This window comes from Roseateles saccharophilus, assembly GCF_004342485.1.
Taxonomy (GTDB): Bacteria; Pseudomonadota; Gammaproteobacteria; order Burkholderiales; family Burkholderiaceae_C; genus Pelomonas; species Pelomonas saccharophila.
The window spans coordinates 89829-115606 of record NZ_SMBU01000015.1 but is presented as its reverse complement, the minus strand read 5'-3'; the positions used below and the strand labels follow the sequence as shown (position 1 = coordinate 115606).

General features: G+C 71.0%; 26 protein-coding genes. 10 read left to right on the top strand and 16 right to left on the bottom strand.

Translation table 11 applies throughout. The annotated features are described in order from the left end of the window. Positions 1–458: 458 nt before the first annotated feature. The gene (locus EV671_RS14220) at positions 459–2162 is read right to left on the bottom strand and encodes a GGDEF domain-containing protein (RefSeq protein WP_132572682.1); all 1704 of its coding nucleotides are present in this window, start codon (positions 2160–2162) and stop codon (positions 459–461) included. A 39-nt stretch (positions 2163–2201) separates the two neighbouring features. Between EV671_RS14220 and EV671_RS14215 the strand changes: the two genes are divergently transcribed. From EV671_RS14215 to EV671_RS14205, 3 genes are all read left to right on the top strand, one after another. After that, positions 2202–3014 carry a DUF429 domain-containing protein gene (locus EV671_RS14215; RefSeq protein ID WP_243655717.1) on the top strand — a complete coding sequence of 271 codons (813 nt, stop codon included), beginning with the start codon at positions 2202–2204 and terminating at the stop codon, positions 3012–3014. Positions 3015–3149: 135 nt separating this feature from the next. After that, the gene (locus EV671_RS14210) at positions 3150–5840 is read left to right on the top strand and encodes a TonB-dependent receptor (protein ID WP_132572676.1); all 2691 of its coding nucleotides are present in this window, start codon (positions 3150–3152) and stop codon (positions 5838–5840) included. Positions 5841–5844: 4 nt separating this feature from the next. Continuing rightward, positions 5845–6435: a hypothetical protein gene (locus EV671_RS14205; protein ID WP_132572673.1), complete on the top strand. Its 591-nt coding sequence runs from the start codon at positions 5845–5847 to the stop codon at positions 6433–6435. Between the two features lie 4 nt (positions 6436–6439). Here EV671_RS14205 and EV671_RS14200 read toward each other — a convergent pair whose 3' ends face one another. From EV671_RS14200 to EV671_RS14170, 7 genes are all read right to left on the bottom strand, one after another. Then, positions 6440–7123: an anti-sigma factor family protein gene (locus EV671_RS14200; RefSeq protein ID WP_132572670.1), complete on the bottom strand. Its 684-nt coding sequence runs from the start codon at positions 7121–7123 to the stop codon at positions 6440–6442. After that, the gene (locus tag EV671_RS14195) at positions 7123–7653 is read right to left on the bottom strand and encodes a sigma-70 family RNA polymerase sigma factor (RefSeq protein WP_132572667.1); all 531 of its coding nucleotides are present in this window, start codon (positions 7651–7653) and stop codon (positions 7123–7125) included. The genes EV671_RS14200 and EV671_RS14195 overlap by 1 nt, the downstream gene beginning before the upstream one ends. Beyond that, a complete protein-coding gene (locus EV671_RS14190) occupies positions 7650–7994 on the bottom strand; it encodes a cupredoxin domain-containing protein (protein ID WP_132572664.1) in 345 nt (114 codons plus the stop codon). Before EV671_RS14190 ends, EV671_RS14195 begins: the two co-directional genes overlap by 4 nt. Beyond that, a complete protein-coding gene (locus EV671_RS14185; RefSeq protein WP_132572661.1) occupies positions 7991–8866 on the bottom strand; it encodes a metallophosphoesterase family protein in 876 nt (291 codons plus the stop codon). Before EV671_RS14185 ends, EV671_RS14190 begins: the two co-directional genes overlap by 4 nt. Positions 8867–8971: 105 nt before the next feature. Then, on the bottom strand, positions 8972–9601 hold the full coding sequence (locus EV671_RS14180) for a response regulator (protein ID WP_132572658.1): 630 nt from the start codon (positions 9599–9601) through the stop codon (positions 8972–8974). After that, a complete protein-coding gene (locus tag EV671_RS14175; protein ID WP_132572655.1) occupies positions 9598–10959 on the bottom strand; it encodes an ATP-binding protein in 1362 nt (453 codons plus the stop codon). The genes EV671_RS14180 and EV671_RS14175 overlap by 4 nt, the downstream gene beginning before the upstream one ends. Next, positions 10956–11870 (bottom strand): alpha/beta fold hydrolase, encoded by a 915-nt coding sequence (locus EV671_RS14170; protein ID WP_132572650.1) that lies wholly within the window; start codon positions 11868–11870, stop codon positions 10956–10958. Before EV671_RS14170 ends, EV671_RS14175 begins: the two co-directional genes overlap by 4 nt. A gap of 198 nt (positions 11871–12068) precedes the next feature. On the opposite strand from EV671_RS14170, the gene pqqA reads away from it, so the two are divergent. The 6 genes from pqqA to EV671_RS14140 all read left to right on the top strand — a co-directional run bounded on the left by pqqA (position 12069) and on the right by EV671_RS14140 (position 16648). Further along, complete coding sequence (gene pqqA / locus EV671_RS27970; protein ID WP_132572691.1) at positions 12069–12143, top strand: pyrroloquinoline quinone precursor peptide PqqA; 75 nt, start codon at positions 12069–12071, stop codon at positions 12141–12143. Between the two features lie 58 nt (positions 12144–12201). After that, on the top strand, positions 12202–13122 hold the full coding sequence (gene pqqB / locus EV671_RS14160) for a pyrroloquinoline quinone biosynthesis protein PqqB (RefSeq protein WP_132572647.1): 921 nt from the start codon (positions 12202–12204) through the stop codon (positions 13120–13122). Between the two features lies 1 nt (position 13123). Then, positions 13124–13834, top strand: a complete 711-nt coding sequence (gene pqqC / locus EV671_RS14155) for a pyrroloquinoline-quinone synthase PqqC (protein ID WP_132572644.1) — start codon at positions 13124–13126, stop codon at positions 13832–13834. Continuing rightward, the gene (gene pqqD, locus EV671_RS14150; RefSeq protein ID WP_132572641.1) at positions 13831–14106 is read left to right on the top strand and encodes a pyrroloquinoline quinone biosynthesis peptide chaperone PqqD; all 276 of its coding nucleotides are present in this window, start codon (positions 13831–13833) and stop codon (positions 14104–14106) included. Before pqqC ends, pqqD begins: the two co-directional genes overlap by 4 nt. A gap of 4 nt (positions 14107–14110) precedes the next feature. Continuing rightward, on the top strand, positions 14111–15232 hold the full coding sequence (pqqE, locus tag EV671_RS14145) for a pyrroloquinoline quinone biosynthesis protein PqqE (protein ID WP_132572638.1): 1122 nt from the start codon (positions 14111–14113) through the stop codon (positions 15230–15232). Between the two features lie 429 nt (positions 15233–15661). Beyond that, on the top strand, positions 15662–16648 hold the full coding sequence (locus tag EV671_RS14140) for an NF038122 family metalloprotease (protein ID WP_165917573.1): 987 nt from the start codon (positions 15662–15664) through the stop codon (positions 16646–16648). Here the strand turns inward: EV671_RS14140 and EV671_RS14135 are convergent. Genes EV671_RS14135 through EV671_RS14105 form a run of 7 tightly spaced genes read right to left on the bottom strand, consistent with a single transcriptional unit; the run spans position 16645 to position 22957 of the window. Further along, positions 16645–17022, bottom strand: a complete 378-nt coding sequence (locus EV671_RS14135; protein WP_132572632.1) for a c-type cytochrome — start codon at positions 17020–17022, stop codon at positions 16645–16647. The two genes, EV671_RS14140 and EV671_RS14135, sit on opposite strands and share 4 nt — an antisense overlap. A gap of 38 nt (positions 17023–17060) precedes the next feature. Next, a complete protein-coding gene (locus EV671_RS14130; protein WP_165917572.1) occupies positions 17061–18482 on the bottom strand; it encodes an amidohydrolase family protein in 1422 nt (473 codons plus the stop codon). Positions 18483–18510: 28 nt separating this feature from the next. Continuing rightward, a complete protein-coding gene (locus EV671_RS14125) occupies positions 18511–19344 on the bottom strand; it encodes a metallophosphoesterase (protein WP_132572626.1) in 834 nt (277 codons plus the stop codon). Positions 19345–19358: 14 nt separating this feature from the next. Further along, complete coding sequence (gene rocF, locus EV671_RS14120) at positions 19359–20279, bottom strand: arginase (protein WP_132572623.1); 921 nt, start codon at positions 20277–20279, stop codon at positions 19359–19361. Further along, entirely contained in the window at positions 20276–21154 is an 879-nt protein-coding gene (locus tag EV671_RS14115) for an LOG family protein (protein WP_132572620.1), read from the bottom strand. The genes rocF and EV671_RS14115 overlap by 4 nt, the downstream gene beginning before the upstream one ends. 37 nt (positions 21155–21191) lie before the next feature. Next, entirely contained in the window at positions 21192–22166 is a 975-nt protein-coding gene (locus tag EV671_RS14110) for a GGDEF domain-containing response regulator (RefSeq protein ID WP_132572617.1), read from the bottom strand. A 35-nt stretch (positions 22167–22201) separates the two neighbouring features. Further along, entirely contained in the window at positions 22202–22957 is a 756-nt protein-coding gene (locus tag EV671_RS14105) for a HesA/MoeB/ThiF family protein (protein WP_132572614.1), read from the bottom strand. A gap of 87 nt (positions 22958–23044) precedes the next feature. Between EV671_RS14105 and EV671_RS14100 the strand changes: the two genes are divergently transcribed. Then, positions 23045–24223, top strand: a complete 1179-nt coding sequence (locus EV671_RS14100; RefSeq protein ID WP_132572611.1) for an MFS transporter — start codon at positions 23045–23047, stop codon at positions 24221–24223. A 53-nt stretch (positions 24224–24276) separates the two neighbouring features. Here EV671_RS14100 and EV671_RS14095 read toward each other — a convergent pair whose 3' ends face one another. After that, positions 24277–25710, bottom strand: coding sequence for a S41 family peptidase (locus EV671_RS14095; protein ID WP_132572608.1), 1434 nt, complete (start codon positions 25708–25710; stop codon positions 24277–24279). Between the last annotated feature and the right edge of the window lie 68 nt (positions 25711–25778).

Sequence of the window (25778 nt, the reverse complement as noted above, 5' to 3'; positions counted from 1 at the left end):
TGCGTGGCAGCGTCGGTGGCAGCGGCCTGATCTGATTCGCGTCCACATTGAGCCCAGAAACTCGTCAGTGCGAATTGGAGGTCACGGATTCAGGAATAAGACGCCGATGGGTGGACACACCGCCCGAAGCAGGCGGCCCCCAGTGACCGCCAAGCCGGATCCCAGAACGCCCACTTTCGGGCGGCTCACGGGCGCAGGGGCGACTACCGCTTCGGGTCGCTTTGAGCCAGTCGCGGTGCGTGGGATCGGCCGTTTGTGCTGTCTTGCCGGGCTCTCTGAGGTCGAGCGGCTGGCATCCGGGGCGAAGCGGTCGGTCGATGCAGCGGGTGCTCGATTGCCGGTGTGCGTGGTCGCCGTCGTTCAGGCCGCCGGCAGCGAATGACTCTGCCCCCTTTTGCAGACCTTGCGGAGTCAGGCCCCAGTTGCCGCCCCCCGGTCGCAGGCGGTCAGTCCGACTATCAGTCCACATGCACCCGGTTGCGGCCGCTGCGCTTGGCGGCGTAGAGGGCGTGGTCGGCGCGGTTGAGCAGGCTGTCGGCCGCGAACGGCGGCGTGCCGCCGGCGATGCCCACGCTGACGCGCACGACCAGGCCCGGCGTGATGGCGGCCCAGTCGTGCTCGGCGACGGCCAGGCGCAGGCGCTCGCAGATCTCGGCGGCCTGGGGCGGCGCGATGCCGACGAGCACAGCCAGGAATTCCTCGCCGCCGGTGCGGGCCAGCAGGTCGGCGCTGCGCAGCCGGTGGCGCAGCAGCTGGGCGAGCTGCTGAAGCACCGCGTCGCCCACCGCATGGCCATGCGTGTCGTTGATGCGCTTGAAATGGTCTACGTCCAGCGCGGCGACGCTGATGACCTGGCCGGCCATGCGCGCGCCCTCGACGAGCAGGGGCAGCGCGAACTCGGCGTGCCGCCGGTTGTGCAGGCCGGTCAGCACGTCCTCGTGGGCGGCGCGGTCCAGCGCCATCGCGTGCTCGCGCAGGCGCTGCTGCTCGCTCTCGAGGTGGGCGGCGCGGGCGCGCTCGCGGCGGGCGTCGGCGGCGGCGCTGTCGGCGCGGGCCTGGGCCTGCTCGACCTGGTCGCGGATCAGGATGACCTCGGTCTGCAGCACGAGGTTGTCGCGGCGGATCTGCAGGTCCAGGCGCACCAGTTCCTCCAGCCAGCCCAGTGCCTCGCCGAACTCGCCGCTGGCCTTGTGCGTCTCGTACAGCGAGCGCACCAGCAGGCGGCGCAGCCGCGGCGGCGGCTCGGCCTCGGCGTGCAGCAGGGCCTTGAGCATGCGCGTGGCCTGCAGGGGTTCGCCGCTCAGGCGCAGGAAGATGGCGCGCTGCACGTCGGCCTCGGTGGCCAGCGTGGGGTAGCCGTGGTTGTGGGCGAGGTGGCTGAACTCGTTGATGAGCGGCAGCGCCTCGTCGACATGGCCGCCCGCCAGCAGCGCGCTGACGAGGTTGGACATCGCGACGGCGAGCAGGAAGGGGCTGCCCGAGCGGCGTGCGATGGCATGGGCCTGTTCGGCGGCCCTGCGGGCCTGGGCGATGGCCTCGGCCAGCGGTTCGGTCTGGCGCAGCGCGGCGGCGTCATCGACACGGCGCAGCCAGAAATAGGCCAGGTTGTTCTGGCAGGAGAACAAGGCCTCGGCCGCATCGGCGCGCGTGGCGATCTCCAGCGCCTGCTCGGTCGACGCGCAGGCCTGCACGGGGTTGTCGAGGCTGGCATAGGCTGCGCCGACCCGGTTCAACGCCCAGGCCTCGCGCACGGGGTCGCCCACCCGGCGCGCGGCGGCGAGGGCGCGCATGCCGGCCTCCAGCGCCTCGCGCGCCATCAGCAGCTGGCCATAGACGAAGGACTGGGCGGTCAGCGCGTCGGCGATGAGGCCATCGTTCTCGAGCCGCTCGGCCAGGCCCAGGGCCGAGGCCGCGCAGCGCACGCTGGCCGTCAGCCGGCCGATGCGCGGGTAGTGCTGGGCCAGCAGCGTCAGCGCCTCGGCGCGGCGCAGCAGCTCGGTGTCGGGGCAGGCCTGAAGCAACTGCTCCAGCGCCTCGGTGGACGCCTGGTAGGCGCCGGCGGCGGCGCGCTGGCGCTGCACGGCCAGCGCCGCGTCAAAGGCAGCGGCCTCGAAGCCGGTGGCGTCGGTGGACGAGGCGGGGAGGTCGAGCAGGTCTGACATGGGGAAGCGGTGATTCTGCCGGGCCCCAGAATGCCAGCCATGCGTGACCCCTCCGTTTTCGGGATCGACTTCACGAGTGCGCCCGGTGCGCGCAAGCCGATCCGCGTCGCCGCCGGCCAGCGCCAGGGCGCCGTCGTGCGCCTGGCCGGCCTGACGGCGCTGCCCAGCCTGGAGGCCTTCTCGGCCTGGCTGGCACGCCCCGGCCCCTGGCTGGCCGGCCTGGACCTGCCCTTCGGCCTGCCGCGCGAGCTCGTCGAGCAACTGGGCTGGCCGACCGGCTACCGGGCGCTGATGGCCCACTATGCGGCCCTGAGCCGCGCCGAGATCCGCGACCTCTTCGCCGCCTTCTGCGATGCGCGGCCCGCCGGGGCCAAGTTCGCCCACCGCGCCTGCGACGGCCCGGCGGGCGCCAGCCCGAGCATGAAGTGGGTCAACCCGCCGGTGGCCTGGATGCTGCACGCCGGCGTGCCGCGGCTGATCGAGGCCGGCGTGCACCTGCCGGGGCTGCTGGATGGCGACGCGGGCCGCGTCGCGCTGGAGGCCTACCCGGGGCTGCTGGCACGCGAGCTGATCGGGCGGCGCTCCTACAAGAGCGACGCCAGGGCCGGCCGGACGCCGGACCGGCTGATCGCGCGCAAGGACATCGTCGACGCGCTGGAGCAGGGCCGCACGCGGCTGGGGCTGCGCCTCAAGCTCAGTCATGCCCAGCGCGACGAGCTGGTGGCCGACGCCAGCGGCGACAGCCTGGACGCGGTGCTGGCCATGCTGCAGGCCGCCTGGTCCACGACGCAGCCGCGCCACGGCTGGCCGGAGGGCGTGGACCCGCTGGAAGGCTGGATCCTCAGCGCCTGAGAACGGGCGCCGGGCTCGCCAGCGTTGTCAGGAGCCGACGCCCGCGGCCGATTTGTCGCTGCGGGTGTGCGGCGCGCTTCTTGCTGATCCGAGAATCGCGCCCTTCCTCAACCCCAGCCCACAGGTGAACCCGCCGTGAACGTCCCTGCCCGCTCGTCCCTGCTGCCGCTCGCCGCGGCCCTGCTGTCCTGCTTTGCCCCGGCGCTGTGGGCGCAGTCGGCCACCGGCGACGGCGCGGCGGGCGACGCGGCCGGCGGTGGCGACAAGGCATCGCTGGCGCGCGTGCTCGTCACCGGTTCCAACATCCGCCGCAGCGACGGCGAGACGCCCAGCCCGGTGCAGAAGCTCAGCGCGGCCGACATCGCCCGCAGCGGCTACAGCACGCTGGGCGAGGTGCTGCAACACATCTCGGCCAACAACATGGGCTCGCTGGGCCAGGCCACGCCGGGCGCCTTCGGGGCCGGCGGCTCGGGCATCTCGCTGCGCGGCATGACGGTCGGCGCCACACTGGTGCTGATCGACGGCCACCGCATGGCCTCCTACCCGCTGCCCGACGACGGCCAGCGCGACTTCGTCGACATCGCCTCCATCCCGGTGGACGCGGTCGAGCGCGTCGAGGTGCTGAAGGACGGCGCCTCGGCCATCTACGGCTCGGACGCGATGGCCGGCGTCGTCAACGTCATCCTCAAGCGCAGCCAGCAGGGCACCGTCCTGCACGCGGAAGTGGGCAGCGCCAGCCGGGGCGACGGGCAGTCGCTCAAGTTCTCTGGAGCCCGCGGCTTCGGCGACCTGGACCGTGACGGCCTGGCCGGCTACGTCGCGGCCAGCGCGCGCCGCCAGCAGTCCATCCTGCTCAGCGACCGTCCAGCCCTCGGCGGCTCGGACTGGACCCGCTATGGCGGCAAGGACCTGGGCCTGACGGCCAACCCCGAGCTGCAGGTCTCGCCCGAGACGCGCAACTACAGCCTGCTCGGCAAGCTCACGGCCCTGCTGCCGCAGGACTGGACGCTGTCGCTGGCCGGCTCGGTGCTGGGCAGCTCGGCGACCCAGGTGGGCCTGCTCAACACGGTCTCGCCGTCGGGCGGCATCACCACATTCGCCTTCGGCCCCGATCAACAGCAACCCACGCCGACGGCGCTGAACAGCAGCAACGTCATCGACCCGGCCAGCGGCAGCCCGGTGAACCAGACCTTCGCCGACCTGCCGGCGCAGCGCTCGCGCACGGCCACGCGCTCCACCCGCTTCGTCGCCGAGCTGTCGGGCGGCTGGGCCGGCTGGGACCTGCAGGCTGCGCTGGGCCTGACCCGCGTGGCCACCGAGCTGACGATGAAGAACTTCATCAGCCTGCCGGCCCTGCAGTCGGCGCTGAACAGCGGCAAGTACGTCATCGGCGCCAAGAACCCGGCCGACGTGCTGGCCAGCCTGACGCCCGAGGGCCGCTCCACGTCGAGCAACACGCTGAACTTCCTGTCCCTGCGCGCCAGCCGCGACCTGATGAAGCTGGGTGGCGGCAACCTCGCGCTGGGCACGGGCCTGGAGTTCACGAAGCGCTCGCTGGACGAGCGCTTCCCCGACGGTTTTTCCAGCGGCGCCCAGGCCAGCAACATCTACGCCTTCGGCGTCGGCAAGCAGACCATCTCGGCCGCCTATGTCGAGCTGGCCGCGCCGGTCACCAGGCAGCTGGAGATCGACGCCGCGGCCCGCGTCGACCACTACGACAGCTATGGTTCGTCGACGACGCCCAAGCTCGGCTTCAAGTTCCTGCCGCTGCGCGAGCTGACGCTGCGCGGCACCTATGCCGGGGGCTTTCGCGCGCCCAACCCGGTGGAGATCGGCACCTCGGGCTCCAGCGCGGGCTACCTGCCGCCGCTGCTGGACACGGCGCTGTGCGCCCTCGTCAAGCCCGGCCAGCCCTGCGACATCGGCGTGGGCGGCACCCAGCTGCAGCTGCCGGGCAAGGACCTGCATCCCGAGAAGAGCAAGAGCTATACGCTGGGCCTGGTGTTCGAGCCGGGGCCGGCGTTCAACCTGTCGCTGGACTATTACGACATCAAGATCAGCAACCAGATCGTGTCGGTCGGCCTGTTCGGCCAGTACCAGATCGACAACCCGGCCGCCTACGGCACCAAGCTCTACCGGGTGAACAGCCCGACGACGGCCAACGCCGCGCCGACAGGCCCCGACGACACCATCCTCTACGGCACCTATCCCTTCATCAACCTGGGCAGCGCGCGCACCAACGGCCTGGACCTGGACCTGCGCCTGAAGCTCGACGGCGGCGCCTGGGGTCAGTTCACGCCGCAGTTGCAGTGGACGCACATGATCCGCTACACCATCGACCGCGGCCCGGGCCAGGTCTATGAGCTGGCCGGCACGCACGGGCCGAGCTTCGTGTCCACCAACACCGGCACGCCGCGCGAGCGCGGCGCGCTGGCGCTGACCTGGGCTCGCGGCCCGGTGGAGCTGACCGGCACGGTCAACTACATCAGCGGCATGCGCGTGGAGGACGCCAGCTACAACCTGCCGGACTGTGCGTCGGCACTGTCGACCATCTTCCCGAACGGCCTGCCGGCCGGTGGCTCACCGCTGTGCCGCGTGCCCTCGTTCACGACGGTCAACCTCAGCGGCAGCTGGCAGGTCAGCGAGGCCCTGAGTCTGCGCGCCTCGGTGGCCAACCTGTTCGACCGCGCGGCGCCCGTCGATGCCTTCGCCTCCGGCTCCACCGGCGGCGGCGTGACCTCGGGCGGCGCGCACTACAACCCGTCGCTGCACCAGGAGGGCGCCGTCGGCCGCTACTTGACGCTGGGCCTGAACTACCGGTTCTGATCCGATGCTGCGCCACTCAATGCTGACCGCGGCGCTGCTGCTGGCCGCGCTGGCCAGCTCGGCCGCCGGGCTGAAGCTGCGCAGCGCCCACGACAGCGAGGCCGAGAAGCAGACCGTGGCCCAGCTCGAACGGCTGCTGCAGGCCAACGACCTGTCGCGCTGGACGATCACGCACGACATCGTCGTCGACGAGACCGAGATTCCGCACAGCCACCCGGTGCTGACCCTGCACACCCGCCATCTGCGTGACGACGAGTTGCTGCTGTCGACCTATGTGCACGAGCAGATGCACTGGTTCCTGGCGGCCCACCCCGAGCAGACCGCGGCGGCCAAGACCGCCCTGCGCCGCCTGTTCCCGAAAATCCCGGTCGGCTTCCCCGAGGGCTCGGACGGCGCGGACGGCAACTACGAGCACCTGCTCGTCGTCTATCTGGAGTACCGCGCCGACCAGCGCCTGATGGGCGAGCTGAAGGCGCGCGAGGTCATGCAGTTCTGGGCCGACGACCATTACCGCTGGATCTACCGCCAGGTGCTGCGCGAGCCAGAGAAGGTCGGCGCCGTCGTCAAGGCCAATGGCCTGATCCCCGGGCCCTGACGCGTCAATGCGCCGCGGCTGCCGTGCGCCAGGCCGCCGCGAAGCGCTCCAGCTCCGCGCCGTCCACGTCCGACACGGCCCAGAACTGCATCGTGCCGTCGCTCCAGCGCACGAGGTTGAAGCCACGGCGCTGCAGCTTCTCGGGCGCGCCGCCGCGTTCGGCGGGCCATTGGTAGAGGTCGATCTTGTGCAGCCTGACCTGGTAGGCCAGCACGGCCGTGGGCCGGCCCTGCAGGGCCTGCACGCGGCCGCCGAGCAGCGCGAAGCCCTGCTCGCGCAGCGGCCCGTCGAGCACGGTGGGCGCGTAGTCCAGCCGGCCCTGGAACCAGGGCTTGACGGTATGGCGGTCGCTGGACGCGACCTCGTAGAGCGGGCCGACCTGCAGGGCGCGCACATGGGCGGCGACGAGTTCGTCGGGCAGCGGGCCGTCGCCGCCGAGGCGGGGGGCGACCAGCATCACGGCCAGCGTCAGCGCGACGCCCAGGGCCAGGCCGCCGGCACCCGCGAAGGCCGGGTGGAGGCGTGCCAGGCCGGCCAGGCGCTCGCGCCAGCCGGGCCGTGCGGGCGGCTTCTCCTGCGCGGCGGCCTGCAGTGTCATCTGCGTGCGCACCTTGGCGCGCAGGCCCGCGCCGGCCGGGTGGCGGCTGGCGTGCTGCAGCAGCAGGCGGGTGAGGTCGTCGTCGTTCATCAGGGCAGACCTGCGAGTTGCAGTTCTCGTTTCAGTTGGGCGCGGGCGCGCGACAGCCGCGACATCACCGTGCCGATGGGGACGCCGGCGATGTGGGCGATGTCGCGGTAGTCCAGGCCTTCGAGTTCGCGCAGCACGATGACCTCACGCATCGGTGGTGTCAGCTGCCGCAGCGCGGCGTCGACGAGCAGTTGCTCGCGCCGCGCGCCCAGGGCCGTGGGCGGGTCGGGCAGGGGGCTGGGCGAGCGGGCTTCGAGCTGCTCCCAGCCGTCCTCGTCCAGCAGCGTCACGTCGGCGCGGCCGCGCTCGCGCGCCAGCGCCGTGAAGCAGGCGTTGCGCACGATGCCGAGGAACCAGGGCTTGGCGTCCTCGCCGGCGCGCAGCGAGCCGAAGTAGCGGAAGGCGCGCAGCGCGGCCTCCTGCACCGCGTCCTCGGCGGCGGCTGCGTCGCGCAGCAGCCAGCGCGCGAGGTTGTGGGCCGCGTCGAGCAGGGGCAGCACGTTGGCCTCGAAGCGGCGCGCGTCGGTCATGAGACTTCGAAGTGGCCGTCCATGCCCTCGTGCCCGTCGCCGCAGAAGTTGTCGCACAGGAAGGCGAGCTGCCCGGGCGCCTGGGGCGTGAGGGCGAGGCGGGTGACGCGGCCGGGCATGAGGTCGGTGCGCAGGTTGAGGTCGGGCACGAAGAAGCCGTGCGCGAAGTCCAGCGAGCGTATCAGCAGCACGACGGGCTCGCCGGCCTTCAGCGGGATCACGTTGGGCGTGAACCTGAAGCGCTGGGCCGTCACTTCGATCTCGCGCGGGGCCTGGGCCCGTGCCACCGCGCCCATGCCGGCACCGACGGCCGCGAGCGCCAGCAACTGACGCCGCTTCATGCTGCCGAGACTCCATGCTCGATGCGCTCGATCTCCTTGCCGCCGGCCTCCACCTCGCGCCAGCCCAGGCCGCGGTAGGGCGCGGCCGGGTCCCAGGCGATGGGCAGGGGCTTGTCGGCCGTGCCCGGCGCGGGCAGCGGGAACATCAGCGAGCGTGCCGAGTGGTGGCCGATGTGGCCCGTCATCTGGTGGTGCTCCTGGTGGATGTGGCCGTAGAAGACGGTCACGTTCCTGTGCGGCATCAGCAGGGCCAGGGCCTGGTCGCCGTCGCGGGTGTGCCAGTCCCATTTGGGCACCAGCGGGAACAGCGGGCGGTGGGCCAGCACGACGAGGGGCGCGTCCGGGTCCAGCTTGGCCAGCTCGGCCTGCATCCACGCGAGCTGCTCGGCGCCGAGCATGGTGCCGCGATCGGACACGTTGTCCAGCGTCATGAAATGCACCCCCTTGTGGTCGAAGCGGGTGTAGGTGTCGCCGAACAGCTCCCTGAAGGCGGCGCCGCGGTCCAGGGACGCGTCGTGCTCGCCGGGCATGAAGCGCACGGTCTTGACCTTCAGCTCGCTGACGACCTGCTTGAACTCGACCATGCGGCGGCGGCGCTCGGCGGGGTCATCGGTGGTGTGGGTCAGGTCGCCGGTGAAGACGATGAAGTCCGGCGGCTGGGGCAGGGCGTTCACGGCCGCGACCGCCTTGGGCAGGGTGCCTCGGGCGTCCGGGTTGGGCGCGCCCTGGAAGCCCCAGTGCGTGTCGGAGAGCTGCACGAAATAGAACTCGCTGCTCGGCTGCCGGCCGGCGCTCGCGCAGCCGGCCAGGCCGGCCGAGAAGATCGCGCCGCCGCCGAGGCCGGCAAGGTGGAGGAAGTCGCGTCGCTGCATGGTCGGGCTCTCACGGGAAGTGTTGACCAGTAGCCATACCGGCGGATGCCGGGTTTTATTCCCGGCCTCCGCTGAGGCGGGCATTGGCCGGGCGCGACGCGGCCCTCAGATCTGCAGCAGCCCCCATTGCAGCGCGACCAGGGTGAGCTCCGACTGGTTGTTCGCGCCCAGCTTCTGCTTGACGTGGTAGAGGTGGGTGCCCACGGTGCTGGGCGAGAGCTTCAGGTTGTCGGCGATCTGCGCGACGCTCTGGCCGCGTGCGAGCTGCAGGAACACCGAGAACTCGCGCTCGGAGAGCATCTGCGCGGGGCTGGCCTCGCCCTTCACCTGTGCCATCGCCAACGCGCGCGCGGTGTGCGCATCGACATAGGTTTCGTGGCGGGCCACCGCGGTGACGGCGGTGATCAGCGCCTCGGGCGCGCTGCGCTTGGTGAGGTAGCCGAGCGCGCCCGCGCGCAGCACGCGCTGCGGGTGGGCGGTGTCCTCATGTGCCGAGAGCGCGAGGATGCGCGCCTTGGCGTCCTGGGCGACGATGCGCCGCACCGCCTCCAGCCCGCCCATGCCGGGCATGGAAAGGTCCATCACGACGACGTCGGGCTGCACGCGCGCATAGTCGGCACAGGCCTGCTCGCCGGTGTCGACTTCGGCCACCACCTCGACCTGGGCGTCGGCCAGCAGCATGCGAAAACCCATGCGCACCAGCGCGTGGTCGTCGACGAGCATCACGCGAATCATGTGTCTTCCGGTTCGAGGGGCAGGCGCACCGCGAGTTGTGCGCCCCGGGTGGGCAGATTCTCCAGCGTCACGCTGCCGTGCAGCGCCGCGACGCGTTCGCGCAGCCAGCGCAGGCCGTAATGGCCGGCATGGCGGTGTTGCGGTTCGCCCTCGGGCAGGCCGCGGCCGTCGTCGCGCAGCAGCAGTGCCACCGCGCCGGGCGTGCCGGCCAGGCGCAGCGTGATGCGTGCGGCCTCGCCGTGGCGCAGCGCGTTGGTGATGCCCTCCTGGGCGGCGCGGTACAAGGCCAGCGCCGCGTCGGCCGGCAGCCGCGCATCGCCGAGCGCGACCTCGGCCTCCAGCACCAGCGCCGGATGGCTGCGCCGCGTGCGCTCGGCCAGGTCGGTGATCGCGTCGGCCAGGCCGAAGTTGTCCAGCACCAGCGGCGTCAGGCGCGGGATGATGCCGTGCATCGCGTCGTACAGGCGCGAACACTCGTCGGCGATGAGGCGCGCCGCCTGCTCGGCCTGCATGTCCTTGCCCGTGCTGCGCTGCGCGATCGAGGTCGCCATGCTGCGCATCGCGGTGACCGACTGGCCCAGCTCGTCATGCAGCTCGCGTGCGATGGTCAGGCGCTCCTGCTCGATGTGGTGGTCGATCCAGCGCGTCAGATCGCGGCTGTCGGAGAGCTGCATCTCGGCGCGCACCGCACGGCGCTCGGTCTCGATATGGTGCGAGAGCTCGCCCACCATGCGGTTGAAGGCCGCGCCGATGGTGCCGGCCTCGTGGCCGGGCAGCGGCGGCAGCGCGACGTCGAAGCGCCCGCGCTGCACCTGCTCCAGCGCGCCGACGATCTGACCGAAGGGCCTGACCGTTCGCCCGACCATCCAGGCCACCAGCAGGTTCACGACGACGAGCAGCGCGAGCGCACCGCCGACCAGCACGACGGCGTAGTCCCAGGCATCGAGGGCGGCGCGCGAAGCGTTGGCGCGCACTTCGATCTTGCCGTCGGGGAAGTCGATGGACTGGGCCGTGGGCGCCGGCGCGATCAGCGCCTCGAACCACTCCGGCGCGTCGCGCCCGGCCTTGTAGGTGGGCGGCGGCGAGCTGTAAAGCACCCGGCCCTCCTTGTCGAGGAGCGTGATGTCGTTCGAGCGGATGCGGCCGGTGTCCTGCAGGAAGGACAGCAGGGCCGGCGTGCCCTGTGCCGCATACAGCCACACGGTGCGGTTGAGCAGCTGGGCGGCGACGCGGTTGGCGGCCTCCACCTCTTCGCGCACCGAGTCGCGCATGCTGCGCAGCTGCAGGCCCAGCACCGCGAGCAGGGACAGCAGCGTGACTGCGCCGACGATGAGGTTGATCTTCAGGCGCAGCGTCATGGCTGCCCCCCGCCGTCGGCGAAGCGGCCGTCGCTCGCGTAGTGGGCAAGCGCCCCCACGGTCGCCGCCACCATCGCCGCATCAGCGGCGTCGTGGCCGGCGCCGTCAACCCATTGCAGCGTCGCGCCGCGCAGCCGGCTCTGCAGCAGCGCAGCGCCCTCCGGCGTGCAGACCCTGTCGTCACGGCCGTGGATCAGGTGCACCGGCACGCCCGGCACGGCCTCGCAGCGTTCGAGCAGCGTGGGCGACTGCAGCCAGCAGCCGTGGCGCAGGTAGTGGGCCTGCACTCGCAGGCGATCCACCTGGGCCGCGAGCGCCTCGCCCTGCGGCTCGGTCGCGTGCGTGCCGGCGAGTTCCTGCTCGCGGCGCCACCAGACGAGCGCTGCGCGCTCGCGGGCGGCGGGCTCGGGCGCGTCGAGTTCGGCCGCGAGCTGGGCCAGCGAAAGCGGGCCGAAGAAGGCGGCGACGTCCTGCGGCCGGGCCAGGAAGCTGGCGCGCAGCAGCAGCGCCGCCACCGCCCGCGGTTCGGCCGCGGCATGGGCCAGCGCAAGCGCCGCACCCCAGGAGCCGCCCACCACCACCCAGCGTTCGATGCCGAGCCGCTCGCGGATGCGGGCGAGGTCGTCGAGCAGGTCGCCGGTGCGGTTGTGCGCGGTGCCGCCGCGCGGAAGGCTCGCACCGGCGCCGCGCTGGTCGGGGCAGACGATGCGCCAGTGCGCCGGGTCGAAAACCCGCCGCAGCAATGGCGAGCAGCCCGAGCCCGGCCCGCCATGCAGCACCACGGCAGCAAGGCCGTCGGGCCGGCCGTACTCCTGCACCGACAGCACATGCCCACCCGGCACCGGCAAGGCATGCGAAGCGAAGGCCGGCGTGTCGGGAAAGAGCGCGGCGGGAGTGGCGGAGGACGTCACCCGGCGATGGTATCGGCGCGCCAGCGCCGCTCATGCCTTCCGGGAGAAGCCGGAGGTCGATTCAAGATTTTCATGAGGCGCGAATCATGATGCGGGGCCTGTGCGCCGGGCGGCTGCGGCGGGACGATTCAGCACGGGACGAATGGATCGTCTCCGTGGCGACCAACCGGCGCCGCGCACTTCCTGAAGGAGCACCCCATGCAATGGCAGACCCCGGCTGCGGCCGATTTCCGCTTCGGCTTCGAAATCACGATGTACGTCGCCGCTCGCTGAGCGACCGACGCGGGGCCGCCGCGCGTCACCGCGCACGGCGGCCTCCGTCCTACGAACCATGCGCATCACCATCCTCGGCTCTTCCGCTGGCGGCGGCTTCCCGCAGTGGAACTGCAACTGCCGCAACTGCGCCGGCCTGCGCAGCGGCGCGGTGCGCGCCAAGCCGCGCACGCAGTCGTCCATCTTCGTGCAGGGCGATGCCGGCGCCGACGGCGTGCTCTTCAACGCCTCCCCCGACATCCTCGAGCAGATCCGCTCGAACCCGACCCTGCAGCCGGGCCGGGCGATCCGCGACAGTGCGATCGCCGGCGTGGTGCTGATGGACGGCCAAATCGACCACGCCACCGGCCTCTTCATGCTGCGCGAGCACGGGCGGCCGCTGCCGCTGTGGTGCACCGATCCGGTCAACGAAGACCTCGCGACCGGCAACCCGGTGCTCAAGGTGCTCGGCCACTACTGCGGCGTGGCCCGCCAGCGCATCGATCTGGACGGCGCTGCCTTCGAGGTGCCCGGCGCCGCGCACCTGAGCTTGCGCGCCGTCCCGCTGTCCAGCAAGGCCGCGCCCTACTCGCCGCATCGCGACCACCCCGTCCCCGGCGACAACATCGGCATGCTGATCACCGACGCCCGCAGTGGCCGTAGCGCCTTCTACGCACCGGGCCTGGGCGAGATCACGCCGGCGCTGTTCGACCTGATGTGCGGCGCCGACGCCGTGCTGGTGGACGGCACCTTCTGGACCGACGACGAGATGATCCGCCTCGGCCTGTCGAAGAAGACAGCGCGCGACATCGGCCACCTGCCGCAAAGCGGCGAGCACGGAATGATGGCCTGGCTGGACCGTCTGCCCGAGCGCACGCGCCGCTTCCTCATCCACATCAACAACACCAACCCCATCCTCGACGAGGACTCGGCGCAGCGCGTGGAACTTGAGCGCCGCCGCATCGTGCCCTGCGAGGACGGGATGAGCATCGAGGTATGAAATGAACACCCCCGCCTGGAACCGCGTCGAGTTCGAAGCCCAGCTGCGCGAGCGCGGCCGCTCGTACCACATCCACCACCCCTTCAACGTGATGCTCAATACCGGCAAGGCGACGCCCCAGCAGATCCGCGGCTGGGTGGCGAACCGCTTCTGCTACCAGATCGCGATCCCCATCAAGGATGCGGCGGTGATGTCCAACTGCGACGACCGCGAGGTGCGGCGTGGCTGGATCCAGCGCATCCTGGACCACGACGGCTTCGAGATCGGCGGCGTGAAAGACCCCGGCGGCATCGAGGCCTGGCTGCGGCTGGGCGAGGCGGTGGGCCTGACGCGCGAGGAGATAGTGGACCAGCGCCACCTGATCCCGGCCGTGAAGTTCGCGGTGGACGCCTATGTCAACTTCGCGCGCCGTGCGCCCTGGCAGGAGGCGGTGTGCTCCTCTCTGACCGAACTGTTCGCCCCCGAGATCCACAAGCAGCGCCTGGCCACCTGGCCCGAGCACTATGCCTGGATCGAGCCGCAGGGCCTGGCCTACTTCCGCAACCGCGTCAGCCAGGCGCGCCGCGACGTGGAGCAGGGCCTGGCGATCACGCTCGACCACTTCGACACGCGTGCGCTGCAGCAGCGGGCGCTCGACATCCTGCAGTTCAAGCTCGACATCCTGTGGGCGATGAACGACGCGATGGTGCTGAAGTACGGGGTGAATTCATGAGCGAAGCAAGCATGAACAGCTGCCCACGAGTCGGGCCGGGCTTGCGGCTGCAGTGGGAGCCGGCCCAGGATTGCCATGTGCTGCTCTACCCCGAGGGCATGGTCAAGCTCAATGGCAGCGCGGGCGAGATCATGAAGCGCTGCGACGGGCAGCGCAGCATCGCCGAGATCGTCTCCGAGCTGGAGGCCGCCTTCAACGCGACGGGGCTGCAGGGCGATGTGACCGCTTTCGTCGAGATGGCCGGCCGGCAGCGCTGGCTCACCTGGAGCTGAGGCCATGACCATCGGACCGCCGCTGTGGCTGCTTGCCGAGCTCACCTACCGATGCCCGCTGCACTGCGTCTTTTGCTACAACCCGGTCGACTATGCGACGCAGCCCGAGGAACTCTCCACCGACGACTGGCTGCGCGTGCTGCGCGAGGGGCGCGAGATGGGTGCGGTGCAGCTGGGCCTGTCGGGCGGTGAGCCCCTGCTGCGCGACGACCTGGAGGTCATCGTCGCCGAGGCGCACCGGCTCGGCTACTACAGCAATCTGCTGACCTCCGGCGTCGGCCTGACGGCGGAGCGCGCCGCGGCGCTCAAGGCGGCGGGGCTGGACCATGTGCAGCTGTCGTTCCAGGATTCGACGCGTGAGATGAACGACTTCCTCTCACACACCAGGACTTTCGAGCTGAAGAACCGCGTCGCGCAGATCATCAAGGACCAGGGCTGGCCGATGGTGATGAACGTGGTGCTGCACCGCCTCAACATCGACCACATCGGTCGCATCATCGAGATGGCGGCCGAGCTGGGCGCCGAGTACATCGAGCTCGCGAACACGCAGTACTACTCCTGGGCCTTCGTCAACCGTGCGCAGCTGCTGCCGACGCAGGAGCAGCTGAAGCGCGCCGAAGCCGTGACCGACGAATGGCGCGACAAGCTCGAAGGCCGCATGCGCATCTTCTTCGTCGCGCCCGACTACCACGAGGGCAAGGCGAAGAAATGCGTCAACGGCTGGGGCAGCATGTTCCTCACCGTCGCGCCGGACGGCACGGCCCTGCCTTGCCACACGGCCAAGATGCTGCCCGGGCTGAGCTTCCCCAATGTGCGCGAGACCTCGCTGCGCACGGCCTGGTTCGACTCCGAGGGCTTCAACCGCTTCCGCGGCACGGGCTGGATGAAGGAGCCCTGTTCCTCCTGCGAGCACAAGGAGGAGGATCTGGGCGGCTGCCGCTGCCAGGCCTACCTGATCGCGCAGGACGCCCAGGCCGCCGATCCGGTGTGCCGCAAGAGCCCGCACCACGACAAGGTGCTGGCGGTCGTGGCGCAGGCCGAGGCCGATGCGCGCACGAGGATCACCGAGCACCCGCTGGTGTTCCGCGACCCGAAGGCATCGCGCCGGCTGGCCGGGGCAATCTGACCGGTACCCCCGATGATCAGCTCGACTTCGCGCAGGCCGCCACGGCCTTGAGCTGCCGCGGCGTCGGCGCCCGCGCCGAAGGTAGACGCGAAGCCGTGCCCGGCCGCCTTGAAGGCGCTCGATTTGCTATTTCAGAGTTCGCCGCGGAGCTGGGACCCGGGTGCTTCGCCGACCCGTGCACGCATGAACGGGCGGTGGTGGCGAGAGTCGGATTCGTTTACATATTGCGCCGGCCGCGCTTGCCTGAGCGATCCTCGGGAGTGTGGAAGTGGATGTAAGTCGCTGTCCTAAAACAATAAAATCGAGACGCCGACGTCGCCGGATTGCTTCTTGCTTACCTCTTGTCACGAGCGTTGAGCGATGGTGCTTGGCGCGCGGATGGCGCGCCACGCAAGTCGTGCAACAGAACCGGGAACACGGAGGGATTTCATGAACCGCAAGCCACTTTTCGCGTTGAAGAACACCAGGGCGGCCCTGTCGGCCACGGCATTCGCCGCTGCGCTGAGCTGGGCGTTGCCGGCGCATGCCAACCTGGTGATCACGCCGATCTTCGATGCGTCCATCACCGGTGACACCAATGCGGCCGCTATCGAGGCGGTGATCAATTCGGCCGCCAGCTTCTACGACAACACCTTCTCGAACCCGGTCAACATATCGATCAAGTTCCAGGAGGGCGGCGGCCTGGGCGCGAGCAATTCCTGGGTCTTCAAGGCCAGGTACCAGAACTACATCAACCGTCTGATCGCGCACAGCTCCGGCGATGCCACCGACACGACGGCCCTGGCGAATCTCCCCCATGGGGCGACGAATCCCGTGACGGGCGGCGGCTTCGTCAACGTCAGAGCCGCCAATCTCAGGGCGATGGGTGCCACGCTCAGCACGCCCGATGGCCTCGACGGCACCATCACCGTCAACACCCATCTGACCGACGTGGGCAGCCCCGGCACCACCGGTCAGTACGGCCTGCTGGATGTCGTCGAGCATGAGATCGACGAGGTGCTCGGCCTGGGTTCCGACGTGGGCGGCACGAACTTCTTCTCCGACCCCGCGGCGGAGGATCTGTTCCGCTACGACGCAGCGGGCAATCGCACCTTCGCGCCCCACGCCTGCGGCAGCGAGCCGGCCGCCTATTTCTCGCTGGACGGCAGCACGCGCCTGGCGCAGTTCCACAACTGCAGCGACGGGGCCGACTATGGCGACTGGGCCAGCGACCCGCTGCCGGCCGGCGTCGCCCCCCAGGTGCAGGACGCCTACGGCACACCCGGGTCGCACCCGGCGCTCAGCCGCAGTTCGCCGGAAGTCATTGCGCTCGATGCGCTGGGCTACAACCTGGTCCCCGAGCCCGGCTCGCTGGCCCTCGTCCTCGGCGCCGTTGCCGCGCTGGGGGCGGCCCGCCGTGTCCGCCGCCCGGATTAATCCTTCGCCTTTGCCAGCGTCTTCAGGAAGGCGATCACGTCGGCCCGCTCTGCCGCGTCGGGCAGGCTGATGCCCATGGCCTGCCCCGGCACCAGGGTCTCGGGGTCGGCCAGCCAGCGGTCGAGGTTGGCCTCGGTCCAGGTGAGACCTGACTTTTTCAGCGCCGCCGAATAGCTCGCATAGCCCTTGGCCGTGCAGGCCAGCCGCCCGAACACGCCACGATGCGCGGGGCCGACGCCGTTGAAGTCCGGCGAATGGCAGGCGGTGCAGCGGGCCTGGTAGATGGCCTGGCCGCGGCTGGCATCGGGTGCGGCCGTAGCAGCCAGCGGCATGAGCAGGGCGAGAAGAGTGGGAAGAGCGGGGATCTTGTTCATGCCTGCACTACTGGCGCAGGCTCCGCTTTATTCCCCGTTCAGCGCAGCCCCACCTGCCCCTTCCAGGCATTCAGGATCTTGGCGCGGTCCCAGGCCCGCCCCGTCTTCATCGTCCACGCGACCTCGGGCAGGGCCGGCTTGGCCGCATCCAGTGGTGCCGCGAACGCGATCAGGTCGGCGCGCAGCCCCGGGGCGATGCGGCCGATGTCGGCGCCGCGGCCGAGGTAGGTGGCGCCGTTGGCCGTCATGATCTTCACCGTCGCGGCGGCGTCGAAGCCGGCCTCGCGCAGCAGTTCGAACTGGCGCAGCGACGAATACCCCGGGATGACGCCGCCATAGCCTGTCGGGTCGGTGCCGGCGACGAGCAGGCCGCCGGCGTCGGCGAACTGCTTTTCCCAGGCCATGTCCTTGGGCAGCACACGGCCGTAGACGTTGGGGCCGCCGCGCTGAATGGCGGTGTAGCGTGCCACGTATTGCTCGCGCAGCTGCGGCATCAGCAGGTCCAGCGCGGCGGTGGGTGCCATCGGCCGGCCGTGGGAGAAGGTCTCGAAGACGGTCAGCGTCGAGGTCAGGGCCACCTTGCGGTCAATCAGTTCGCGCTGCAACGCGGCCATGCGTGGGTCGTCGGTGGCCAGCGCGTCGAGGGAGCGCGGCACGGCGTCGCCGCTGGGGCAGGCGTCGGCCTGCTTGCCGTCGACGAAGTCGCTGGACGCGAAGAAGCCGTGCTCGAGGTTGTCGATGCCCATGCCGGCGGCCTCGGCATAGGTCACGGCGCAGAGATGGGCGGTCACCTTGGCCTTGCGTTCGTGGGCGGCCTTGACGATGGCCCCGAGCTGCTCGCGCGTCAGGTGCATATAGCCCTTGTAGGAGGTGGCGCCCACGTCGGCCCAGTAGCCGACCTGGCGCACGGCGTCCTCGGCCGAGGCCAGCCGCGGCACCTGGGCGACGAAGGCCTGGATGCCGTTCAGAAAGGGCGCGGTCACGTCCATGTCGGGGCCGACTGCCTTGCCCTCGCGGATGTCCTTCCAGGTGTTGAGGTCGGCATAGGGGCTCATGCTGCCGGCCGTGCGCAGCGTCGTCACGCCGGCGGCCAGGTAGAGCAGCGGGAAGCTCTGGAAGAAGGCGCCGTAGCTGCCACGCTCGGTCGGGTAGAAAAGGTGCTCGTGCAGCAGCACGAAGCCGGGCATCAGCGCGGCGCCGGCCAGGTCCTTGACGAGGGCGCCGGCGGGGGCTTTCAGCTCGGCGTCGGGGGCCACGGAGGCGATGCGGCCGTCGCGGATCAGCACGCTCATGTGCTCGCGCGGCGCGCCACCGCTGCCGTCGAAGAGCTGGGCATCGCGCAGCAGCGTGAAGGGGGCCTGGAAGAGGGTGTAGCGCTCGGTGTCGCCGGGCGCTTGAGGCGCCTGTGCGAAGGCCTGGGCAGCCAGCGTGAGGGCAAGGAGGGCAAGCGACTTCTTCATGTGCCGCATCCTCGCACTTGGCCTGCGACTAGATATCCGGGATGACCTCGGGGTTGCCCGCCTGCGCGAGATGCGTGACCAGCTCCAGCCCCGGCCCCCAGGCATGGACGAGCCAGCCCGGCGTCTCCAGAGCGGCGGCCAGCGGTGCGTCGGGCGCCAGCTCCAGCGCCAGCTGGTGGGCGGTGGACGGCGCGCTGACGACGCTGGCGTGCGCGACGCGGCCCAGCGTCATGCGGTGCAGGTGGCCGCAGACGACGCGCTGCACCTGCGGGTGTTCCGCGATCAGCGCCTCGAAGCCTTCCAGTCCCTGCTGCAGGGCCATCGCGTCCATCGCGGCGAGGCCGGTCGCATGGGGCGGGTGGTGCAGCGCGACGACGGTGGGCATGGACGGGCGCTCGGCCAGCAGCGCGCGGGCCTCGTCCAGCCGGGCGTCATCGAAGCCGCCGTGGGGCCGGCCAGACACGAGGCTGTCGAGCACGACGAGGCGCAGCGGCCCGGGCAGGTCCAGCGCGTACTGGATGGCCGCGGCGCCCGGCTGGCCGCAATGCACGCCCGGCAGGCCGGCGAAGGCCGCCTGCAGCGGGCCGCGGGCGTCGTGGTTACCGGGCAGCAGCGCCAGCGGCAGGCCGGCGTCGAGCAGCGGCGTGAGCAGCTCGCGCAGCTGGGTGTATTCGGCTGCGTGGCCGGCATCGACGAGGTCACCGCTGATCAGCACGGCCACCGGCCGCGGCCGGATCTGCAGCACGCGCGCCACCGCATGGCGCAACGCGGCCGCCGTGTCGACGCGGCCGCAGACCAGCCGGCCCGGTCGTGTGATGTGCGGGTCGCTGAGCTGGACGAGGAGGTAGGGGGTGGCGTCCATGGCTCAGGTCACCTTTACTTGCGCATCAGCGTGCTCTTGCCGAAGAGGCTTTCGATCAGGTCCAGCGCGACCAGGGCGGTGCGGTTCTTCTCGTCGAGCGCCGGGTTCAGCTCCATCAGGTCCATGGAAGCCATGCGGCCGGTGTCGGCGATCATCTCCATGCAGAGGTGGGCCTCGCGGTAGGTCGGGCCACCGGGCACCGTGGTGCCGACGCCGGGCGCCATCACCGGGTCGAGGAAGTCGACGTCGAAGCTGACATGCAGATGGGTGTTGTCGTCCAGCGTGGCCAGGGCCAGCTCCATCGTGTGGCGCATGCCCATCTCGTCGATGAAGCGCATGTCGAAGACCTCGAGGTCCTGCTCGTGCACGAAGCGGCGCTCGCCCTCGTCGACGCTGCGGATGCCGATCTGGCGGACCCATTTCGCTTGAATAGCGGGCACATGGCCGCCGATCTCGATGAGGGCCTGCGGCCCGAAGCCGCACAGGCAGGCCACCGGCATGCCGTGGATATTGCCGCTGGGGGTCAGCACGCTGGTGTTGAAGTCGGCATGGGCGTCCAGCCACAGCACGCGCAGCTTCTTGCCGGCGTCGCGGCAGTGGCGGGCGACGGCGCTGATGGAGCCCAGGCCCAGGCAATGGTCGCCGCCGAGCAGGATGGGCATGCGGCCGGTCTTCAGTTCGGCGTAGACGGCCTCGTGCACGGCCTGGTTCCAGGCGACGACCTCATTGAGGTGGCGGTAGCCGTCGACCGGCGGCAGCCAGGGGTTGGCCGGGCCGCTGAGGTTGCCGCGGTCGACGACGTCGACGCCGCGGGCGCGCAGCGCCTCGGCGAGGCCGGCGACGCGCATCGCCTCGGGGCCCATGCTGGCACCGCGCGCGCCGGCGCCGATGTCGGTGGGTGCGCCGATCAGGGAGACGTTTCTGAGCTTGGTCATAGCGTGGGCGTGGTGGCGAGTTCGTATTCGGTTTCGAGCAGCGCCCAGGCTTCCTCGGCGGTCTCGACGTAGTGGAACATGCGCTCGTCGCCGGGGCTGATCATGCCGGTCTCGAGCAGCAGGTCGAAGTTGATCAGCCGGCTCCAGAACTCGCGGCCGAACAGGAGGATGGGACGGCGGCGGCTCTTGCCCGTCTGCATCAGCGTCATGCTCTCGAACAGCTCGTCCAGCGTGCCGAAGCCGCCTGGGAAGCAGACCAGTGCGACCGAGCGCATCAGGAAGTGCATCTTGCGCAGCGCGAAGTAGTGGAAGCGGAAGCACAACTCCGGCGTGATGTAGGGGTTGGGCCGCTGCTCGTGGGGCAGCACGATGTTCAGGCCCACGCTCTTGCCGCCGGCGTCGAAGGCGCCGCGGTTGCCGGCTTCCATGATGCCGGGGCCGCCGCCGGTGACGACATAGATGGGCTCGCCGCGCGCCGCCGAGCCCTCGGTGATCAGCTTGGCCAGGTTGCGCGCCTCCTCGTAGTAGCGGCTCATGTCCAGCTGCATGCGGGCGCGGCGGATGGCGTCGGGCTCGCCGCCGGCCTCGGCCGCGGCCACGCGCTGCTCGGCGGCGTCGCGCGGCGGGATGCGGGCGCTGCCGAAGATGACGACGGTGCTGCGCACGCCTTGCTCGGTCAGCTGCAGCTCGGGCTTGAGCAGCTCCAGCTGCATGCGCACCGGGCGCATGTCGTCGCGCAGCAGGAAGGCCTCGTCCTTGAAGGCCAGCTCGTAGGCGCTGCCGGGGCCGTCGTAGTTGGGATGCGGGGTCAGGGCCTCGCACTCGTCCTTGGCGGACGGGAAGTTGCGGGCGGTCAGGTCGAGTCGGCGGTTCATGGGGGGCGGGTTGCGGGACGCAGGGCGGGCACCGCCTTCACAGGCTGGCGAAGCGGTTGCGGCCCTGCGATTTGGCGAGATAGAGGGCCTCGTCGGCGCGCTGCAGCAGCGTGGCGGCGGGGGTGGCGGTGCCGGGGTCGCAGGTGGTGATGCCGCCCGACAGCGTGACGTGGGCGGCGACGGAAGAGTCGGGGTGGGGCAGGGCCGCGCTCCCGAAGACGCGCGTGATGGCGTGGGCCAGCGTGCGCGCGCCGGCACGCGGCGTGTCGGGCAGCACGAGGGCGAACTCCTCGCCGCCGTAGCGGGCGACCGAGTCCATCGGGCGCCGCGCCAGCTGCTTCAGCAGCGCGGCGACGCGGCGCAGGCAGTCGTCACCGGCATGGTGGCCGAGCGCGTCGTTGTAGCGCTTGAAGTGGTCCACGTCGCAAAGCATGATGGTCAGCGGCGTGCCGCTGCGCTGCGCGAGGCCGATGGCCGCGTCGAGGTGCTCGTCGAGGCCGCGCCGGTTCAGCAGCCCGGTCAGGCCGTCGTGCCAGGCCAGGCGCTGCAGCTCGACATTGGCACGCTGCAGTTCGTCCGACAGTGCCTGCAGCTGCGCGCGCATCCGGCACAGCCGGCGCATCGCGTGCAGCTTGGCCTCCAGTACGATGGGGTGGACGGGCTTGAGCAGGTAGTCGTCGGCGCCCGCGGCGATACCGGCGGCGACGTCGGTCGCCTCGGTCAGCGCGGACAGGAAGATGATGGGCGTCCAGCCGCCCTGGTCGCGCTCGCGCACCTGGCGCGCCAGCCAGCAGCCGTCGTACTCGGCCATCTCGACGTCGCTGAGGACGAGGTCGGGCCGATGGCGCTCGAAGAGCTCCAGCGCCCAGACGGCGTCGCGGGCCTCGATGACGCGATGGCCCAGCCGGTCCAGGTGGCAGGCGATGCTGCCGCGCACCGCCTCGTCATCGTCCACCACCAGGATGCACAGCGAGGCGGCGGCGTCGGAGGTTGAGGGGCTGGGGGCGGGCATGCGGGCGGTCTCTCGCGGCCATTATCGGCCGCGCATCAGTGGCGCCGGCCGGCGCAGACCGCGCAGTCGGGGTCGCGCTGCACGGCGATCTCGCTCCATTGCATGCGCCGCCCGTCGAGCATCAGCAGCCGGCCAGCCAGCGGCTCGCCGATGCCGGCCAGCAGCTTCAGCGCCTCGGCCGCCTGCACGCTGCCGACGATGCCCACCAGCGGCGCGAACACGCCCATCGTCGAGCAGGCCACGTCCTCGAAGCCCGACTCGGGCGGGAACAGGCAGGCATAGCAGGGCTGCTCGCCCGAGCGGCTGTCGTAGACGCTGATCTGGCCGTCGAAGCCGATGGCCGCGCCGGAGACCAGGGGCCTGCCGTGACGAACGCAGGCCGCGTTGACCAGGTGGCGGGTGGCGAAGTTGTCGCTGCAGTCGATGACGACGTCGACGCGCGGCAGCTCCTCGTCGAGCAGGGCCGCGTCGGCCTTGCGCGCCAGCGTGCGTACCTGCACGGCCGGGTTGAGCGCGGCCATGCGGGCGGCGGCGGATTCGACCTTGAGCTTGTCCAGGCTGGTCATGTCGTGGGCGATCTGGCGCTGCAGATTGGTCAGCGAGACGGTGTCGTGGTCGACCAGCGTGATGCGGCCCACGCCGGCCGAGGCGAGGTAGAGGGCCACGGGCGAGCCCAGGCCGCCGGCGCCGACGACGAGGGCGCTGGCGTCGAGCAGGCGCTGCTGGCCCTCGATGCCGATCTCGTCGAGCAGCAGATGGCGGGAGTAGCGCAGCAGGTCGGCGTCGTTCATGGCGTCAGGATAGTGCTTGCCCATCGTGGGGCCCCGGCCGGGCAGACTCCGGGCAAGGGTTTTTGCGAGCCGTCACACTGCCGGCCCATGAAATCCCTCCCCGATACCCGCAGCCTGCCGGCGGCCCTCAGCCCGGCGCTGACCCTGCTGCTCGCCACCGCGACCGGCCTGGCCGTTGCCTCCATCTACTACGTGCAGCCCCTGCTCGGGCTGCTGTCGGAACAGTTCGGCGTCGGCGGCGCCACCATCGGCCTGCTGCCCACGCTGACCCAGCTCGGCTATGGTGCCGCCATCCTGCTGCTGTCGCCGCTGGGCGACCGTTTCGACCGGCGCCGCATCATCGTGGCGAAGTCTGCCGCGCTGGTCGCGGCCCTGGCCTTCGCCGCGCTCGCGCCCGGCTTCGGCGCGCTCTGCCTGGCCAGCGTGGTCATCGGGCTGACGGCGACGCTGGCGCAGGACCTGGTGCCGGCCGCCGCGACGCTGGCGCCCGAGGCCGAGCGCGGCAAGCGTGTCGGCCAGGTCATGACGGGGCTGCTGCTGGGTATCCTGCTGTCGCGGGTGGCGGCCGGTTCGCTGGCCGCGCTGGCGGGCTGGCGCGCGGTGTATGCGAGTGCGGCGGTGGCCGTCGCGCTGCTGATCCCGCTGCTGTGGCGCAGCCTGCCGCGCTTCGTGCCGGCGGCGTCGGGCGGCTATGGCGCGCTGCTGGCGTCGATGGCGGGGCTGTGGATGAAGCACGCGCCGCTGCGGCGCGCGGCCCTGGCCCAGGGGCTGCTGAGCGTGGCCTTCAGCGCCTTCTGGTCGACGCTGGCCCTGGTGCTGGCGGGGCCGGAGTTCGGCCAGGGCAGCGCGGTGGCGGGGGCCTTCGGCCTGGCCGGCGCGGCCGGTGCGCTGGCGGCGCCGCTGGCCGGCGGCATCGCGGACCGGCGCGGCCCGCAGGCCGTCATCCGCGTCGGCGCGCTGCTGGTGCTGGCCGCCTTCGCCGTGCAGGCCCTGGCGCCGGCCTCGCTGTGGCTGATGGTCGGCGTGGCCGTCGTCTTCGATCTCGGCGTGCAGGCGGCGCTGGTCTCGCACCAGAGCGTCATCTACAGCCTGGACCCGGCCTCACGCAGCCGGCTCAACGCGGTGCTGGTCAGCTCGATGTTCGTCGGCATGGCGAGCGGCGCGGCGCTGGGGTCGGTGCTGCTGGCGTCGCTGGGTTGGCGGGCGGTGCCGGCGCTGGGTGCGGCGGCGGCCTTGGGCGCGTTGGTGGTGGCCCGGCGGCGCTGAAAAGCAAACAGGCCTCGCAAGGAGGCCTGTTCGTCAACACGTAACGCTGGCGATCACTCGGACGGCTTGGCTTCGGCCTTGCGCTCGACGGCGGTCTTGGACGCGATGACCGGCTGGCCCTTGAGCTGGTTCATGGCCTGGACCAGCGGGAAGTCCTCGGCCGAGCCGAACTCGGGCAGGGGCTTGGGCGGCTCGGCGCGCTTGGCGAACTCGGCCTCCAGCTTGGCGCGGGCTTCCTCGCGGGCCTTCAGGCGGGCGGCGTCTTCCTCGGGGCCGTTGGCCAGGTGCTTCTCGAGGTCGGCCTCGCGCATGCGCAGCGCGGCGAACACATTGCCTTCGGCGGTCTCGTCCAGCATCACGTCGGGCACGATGCCCTTGGCCTGGATGGAGCGGCCGCTCGGCGTGTAGTAGCGCGCGGTCGTGATCTTCAGCGCCGTCTCGGGGCCGAGCTGGCGCACGGTCTGGACCGAGCCCTTGCCGAAGGTCTGGGCGCCCATCAGCGTGGCGCGGTGATGGTCTTGCAGTGCCCCGGCGACGATCTCGCTGGCGCTGGCCGAGCCCTCGTTGACCAGCACCACCAGGGGCACGGTCTTCAGCGCGATGGGCAGGCGCTTGAGCGGGTCGTCGCCGCTGCGGCGGCGGTAATCGTCGGGGTTGGCCTTGTAGCTGGCCTTGGACTCGGGGACCTGGCCGTTGGTGGAGACGACCTCGACGTCCTGCGGCAGGAAGGCCGACGAGATGGCCACGGCGCCCTCGAGCAGGCCGCCCGGGTCGTTGCGCAGGTCGAGCACCAGGCCCTTGAGCTTGGGCTCCTGCTTGTAGATCTCCTCGAGCTTCCTGGCGAAGTCGTCGACGGTGCGTTCCTGGAACTGGCTGACGCGGATCCAGGCGTAGCCGGGTTCGACGACCTTGGCGCGCACGCTCTGGACCTTGATCTCCTCGCGGGTGATGGTCACGGGGAAGGTGCGGTTCTCGGCCTTGCGGTAGATCGTCAGGCTGACCTTGGTGGCCGGTTCGCCGCGCATCTTCTTGACCGCCTGGTCGATGCTCAGGCCGCGCACGGCGGTGTCGTCGATGCGGCTGATCAGGTCGCCGCTCTTCAGGCCGGCGCGGTAGGCGGGCGAGCCTTCGATGGGGGAGACGATCTTGACGAGGCCGTCCTCCATGCCGATCTCGATGCCGACGCCGACGAACTTGCCGGTCGTGCCTTCACGGAATTCCTTGAAGCTCTTCTTGTCGAAGAACTGGGAGTGCGGATCGAGCCCGGACACCATGCCGGCGATCGCGTCGTTGATCAGCTTCTTCTCGTCGACCGGCTCGACGTAGTCGCTCTTGACGATGCCGAAGACCGCGGCGAGCTGTTGCATCTCTTCGAGCGGGAGCGGCGACAGGCTGCTGCGCGCATTGGCCTGGAGCTGCATCGTGGCGAGGGCACCTGCCACGGCGCCGAGGGCAACCCAGCCGGCGACTTTCAATTTGGAGCTCATGAGGCGAGTCCTGTGATCAACGGAATCCTGCCTAAAACAGCTTGACAGGTGCGTCGAGTGTAGCTTCG

What these genes read in the sequence shown, in the direction of transcription:
- EV671_RS14220 (WP_132572682.1), bottom strand. Translation starts at nt 2,162, where the DNA reads ATGTCAGACCTGCTCGACCTCCCCGCCTCGTCCACCGACGCCACCGGC.
- EV671_RS14215 (WP_243655717.1), top strand. Translation starts at nt 2,202, where the DNA reads ATGCGTGACCCCTCCGTTTTCGGGATCGACTTCACGAGTGCGCCCGGT.
- EV671_RS14205 (WP_132572673.1), top strand. Translation starts at nt 5,845, where the DNA reads ATGCTGCGCCACTCAATGCTGACCGCGGCGCTGCTGCTGGCCGCGCTG.
- EV671_RS14200 (WP_132572670.1), bottom strand. Translation starts at nt 7,123, where the DNA reads ATGAACGACGACGACCTCACCCGCCTGCTGCTGCAGCACGCCAGCCGC.
- EV671_RS14195 (WP_132572667.1), bottom strand. Translation starts at nt 7,653, where the DNA reads ATGACCGACGCGCGCCGCTTCGAGGCCAACGTGCTGCCCCTGCTCGAC.
- EV671_RS14190 (WP_132572664.1), bottom strand. Translation starts at nt 7,994, where the DNA reads ATGAAGCGGCGTCAGTTGCTGGCGCTCGCGGCCGTCGGTGCCGGCATG.
- EV671_RS14185 (WP_132572661.1), bottom strand. Translation starts at nt 8,866, where the DNA reads ATGCAGCGACGCGACTTCCTCCACCTTGCCGGCCTCGGCGGCGGCGCG.
- EV671_RS14180 (WP_132572658.1), bottom strand. Translation starts at nt 9,601, where the DNA reads ATGATTCGCGTGATGCTCGTCGACGACCACGCGCTGGTGCGCATGGGT.
- EV671_RS14175 (WP_132572655.1), bottom strand. Translation starts at nt 10,959, where the DNA reads ATGACGCTGCGCCTGAAGATCAACCTCATCGTCGGCGCAGTCACGCTG.
- pqqB (WP_132572647.1), top strand. Translation starts at nt 12,202, where the DNA reads ATGCGCATCACCATCCTCGGCTCTTCCGCTGGCGGCGGCTTCCCGCAG.
- pqqC (WP_132572644.1), top strand. Translation starts at nt 13,124, where the DNA reads ATGAACACCCCCGCCTGGAACCGCGTCGAGTTCGAAGCCCAGCTGCGC.
- pqqD (WP_132572641.1), top strand. Translation starts at nt 13,831, where the DNA reads ATGAGCGAAGCAAGCATGAACAGCTGCCCACGAGTCGGGCCGGGCTTG.
- pqqE (WP_132572638.1), top strand. Translation starts at nt 14,111, where the DNA reads ATGACCATCGGACCGCCGCTGTGGCTGCTTGCCGAGCTCACCTACCGA.
- EV671_RS14140 (WP_165917573.1), top strand. Translation starts at nt 15,662, where the DNA reads ATGAACCGCAAGCCACTTTTCGCGTTGAAGAACACCAGGGCGGCCCTG.
- EV671_RS14135 (WP_132572632.1), bottom strand. Translation starts at nt 17,022, where the DNA reads ATGAACAAGATCCCCGCTCTTCCCACTCTTCTCGCCCTGCTCATGCCG.
- EV671_RS14130 (WP_165917572.1), bottom strand. Translation starts at nt 18,482, where the DNA reads ATGAAGAAGTCGCTTGCCCTCCTTGCCCTCACGCTGGCTGCCCAGGCC.
- EV671_RS14125 (WP_132572626.1), bottom strand. Translation starts at nt 19,344, where the DNA reads ATGGACGCCACCCCCTACCTCCTCGTCCAGCTCAGCGACCCGCACATC.
- rocF (WP_132572623.1), bottom strand. Translation starts at nt 20,279, where the DNA reads ATGACCAAGCTCAGAAACGTCTCCCTGATCGGCGCACCCACCGACATC.
- EV671_RS14115 (WP_132572620.1), bottom strand. Translation starts at nt 21,154, where the DNA reads ATGAACCGCCGACTCGACCTGACCGCCCGCAACTTCCCGTCCGCCAAG.
- EV671_RS14110 (WP_132572617.1), bottom strand. Translation starts at nt 22,166, where the DNA reads ATGCCCGCCCCCAGCCCCTCAACCTCCGACGCCGCCGCCTCGCTGTGC.
- EV671_RS14105 (WP_132572614.1), bottom strand. Translation starts at nt 22,957, where the DNA reads ATGAACGACGCCGACCTGCTGCGCTACTCCCGCCATCTGCTGCTCGAC.
- EV671_RS14100 (WP_132572611.1), top strand. Translation starts at nt 23,045, where the DNA reads ATGAAATCCCTCCCCGATACCCGCAGCCTGCCGGCGGCCCTCAGCCCG.
- EV671_RS14095 (WP_132572608.1), bottom strand. Translation starts at nt 25,710, where the DNA reads ATGAGCTCCAAATTGAAAGTCGCCGGCTGGGTTGCCCTCGGCGCCGTG.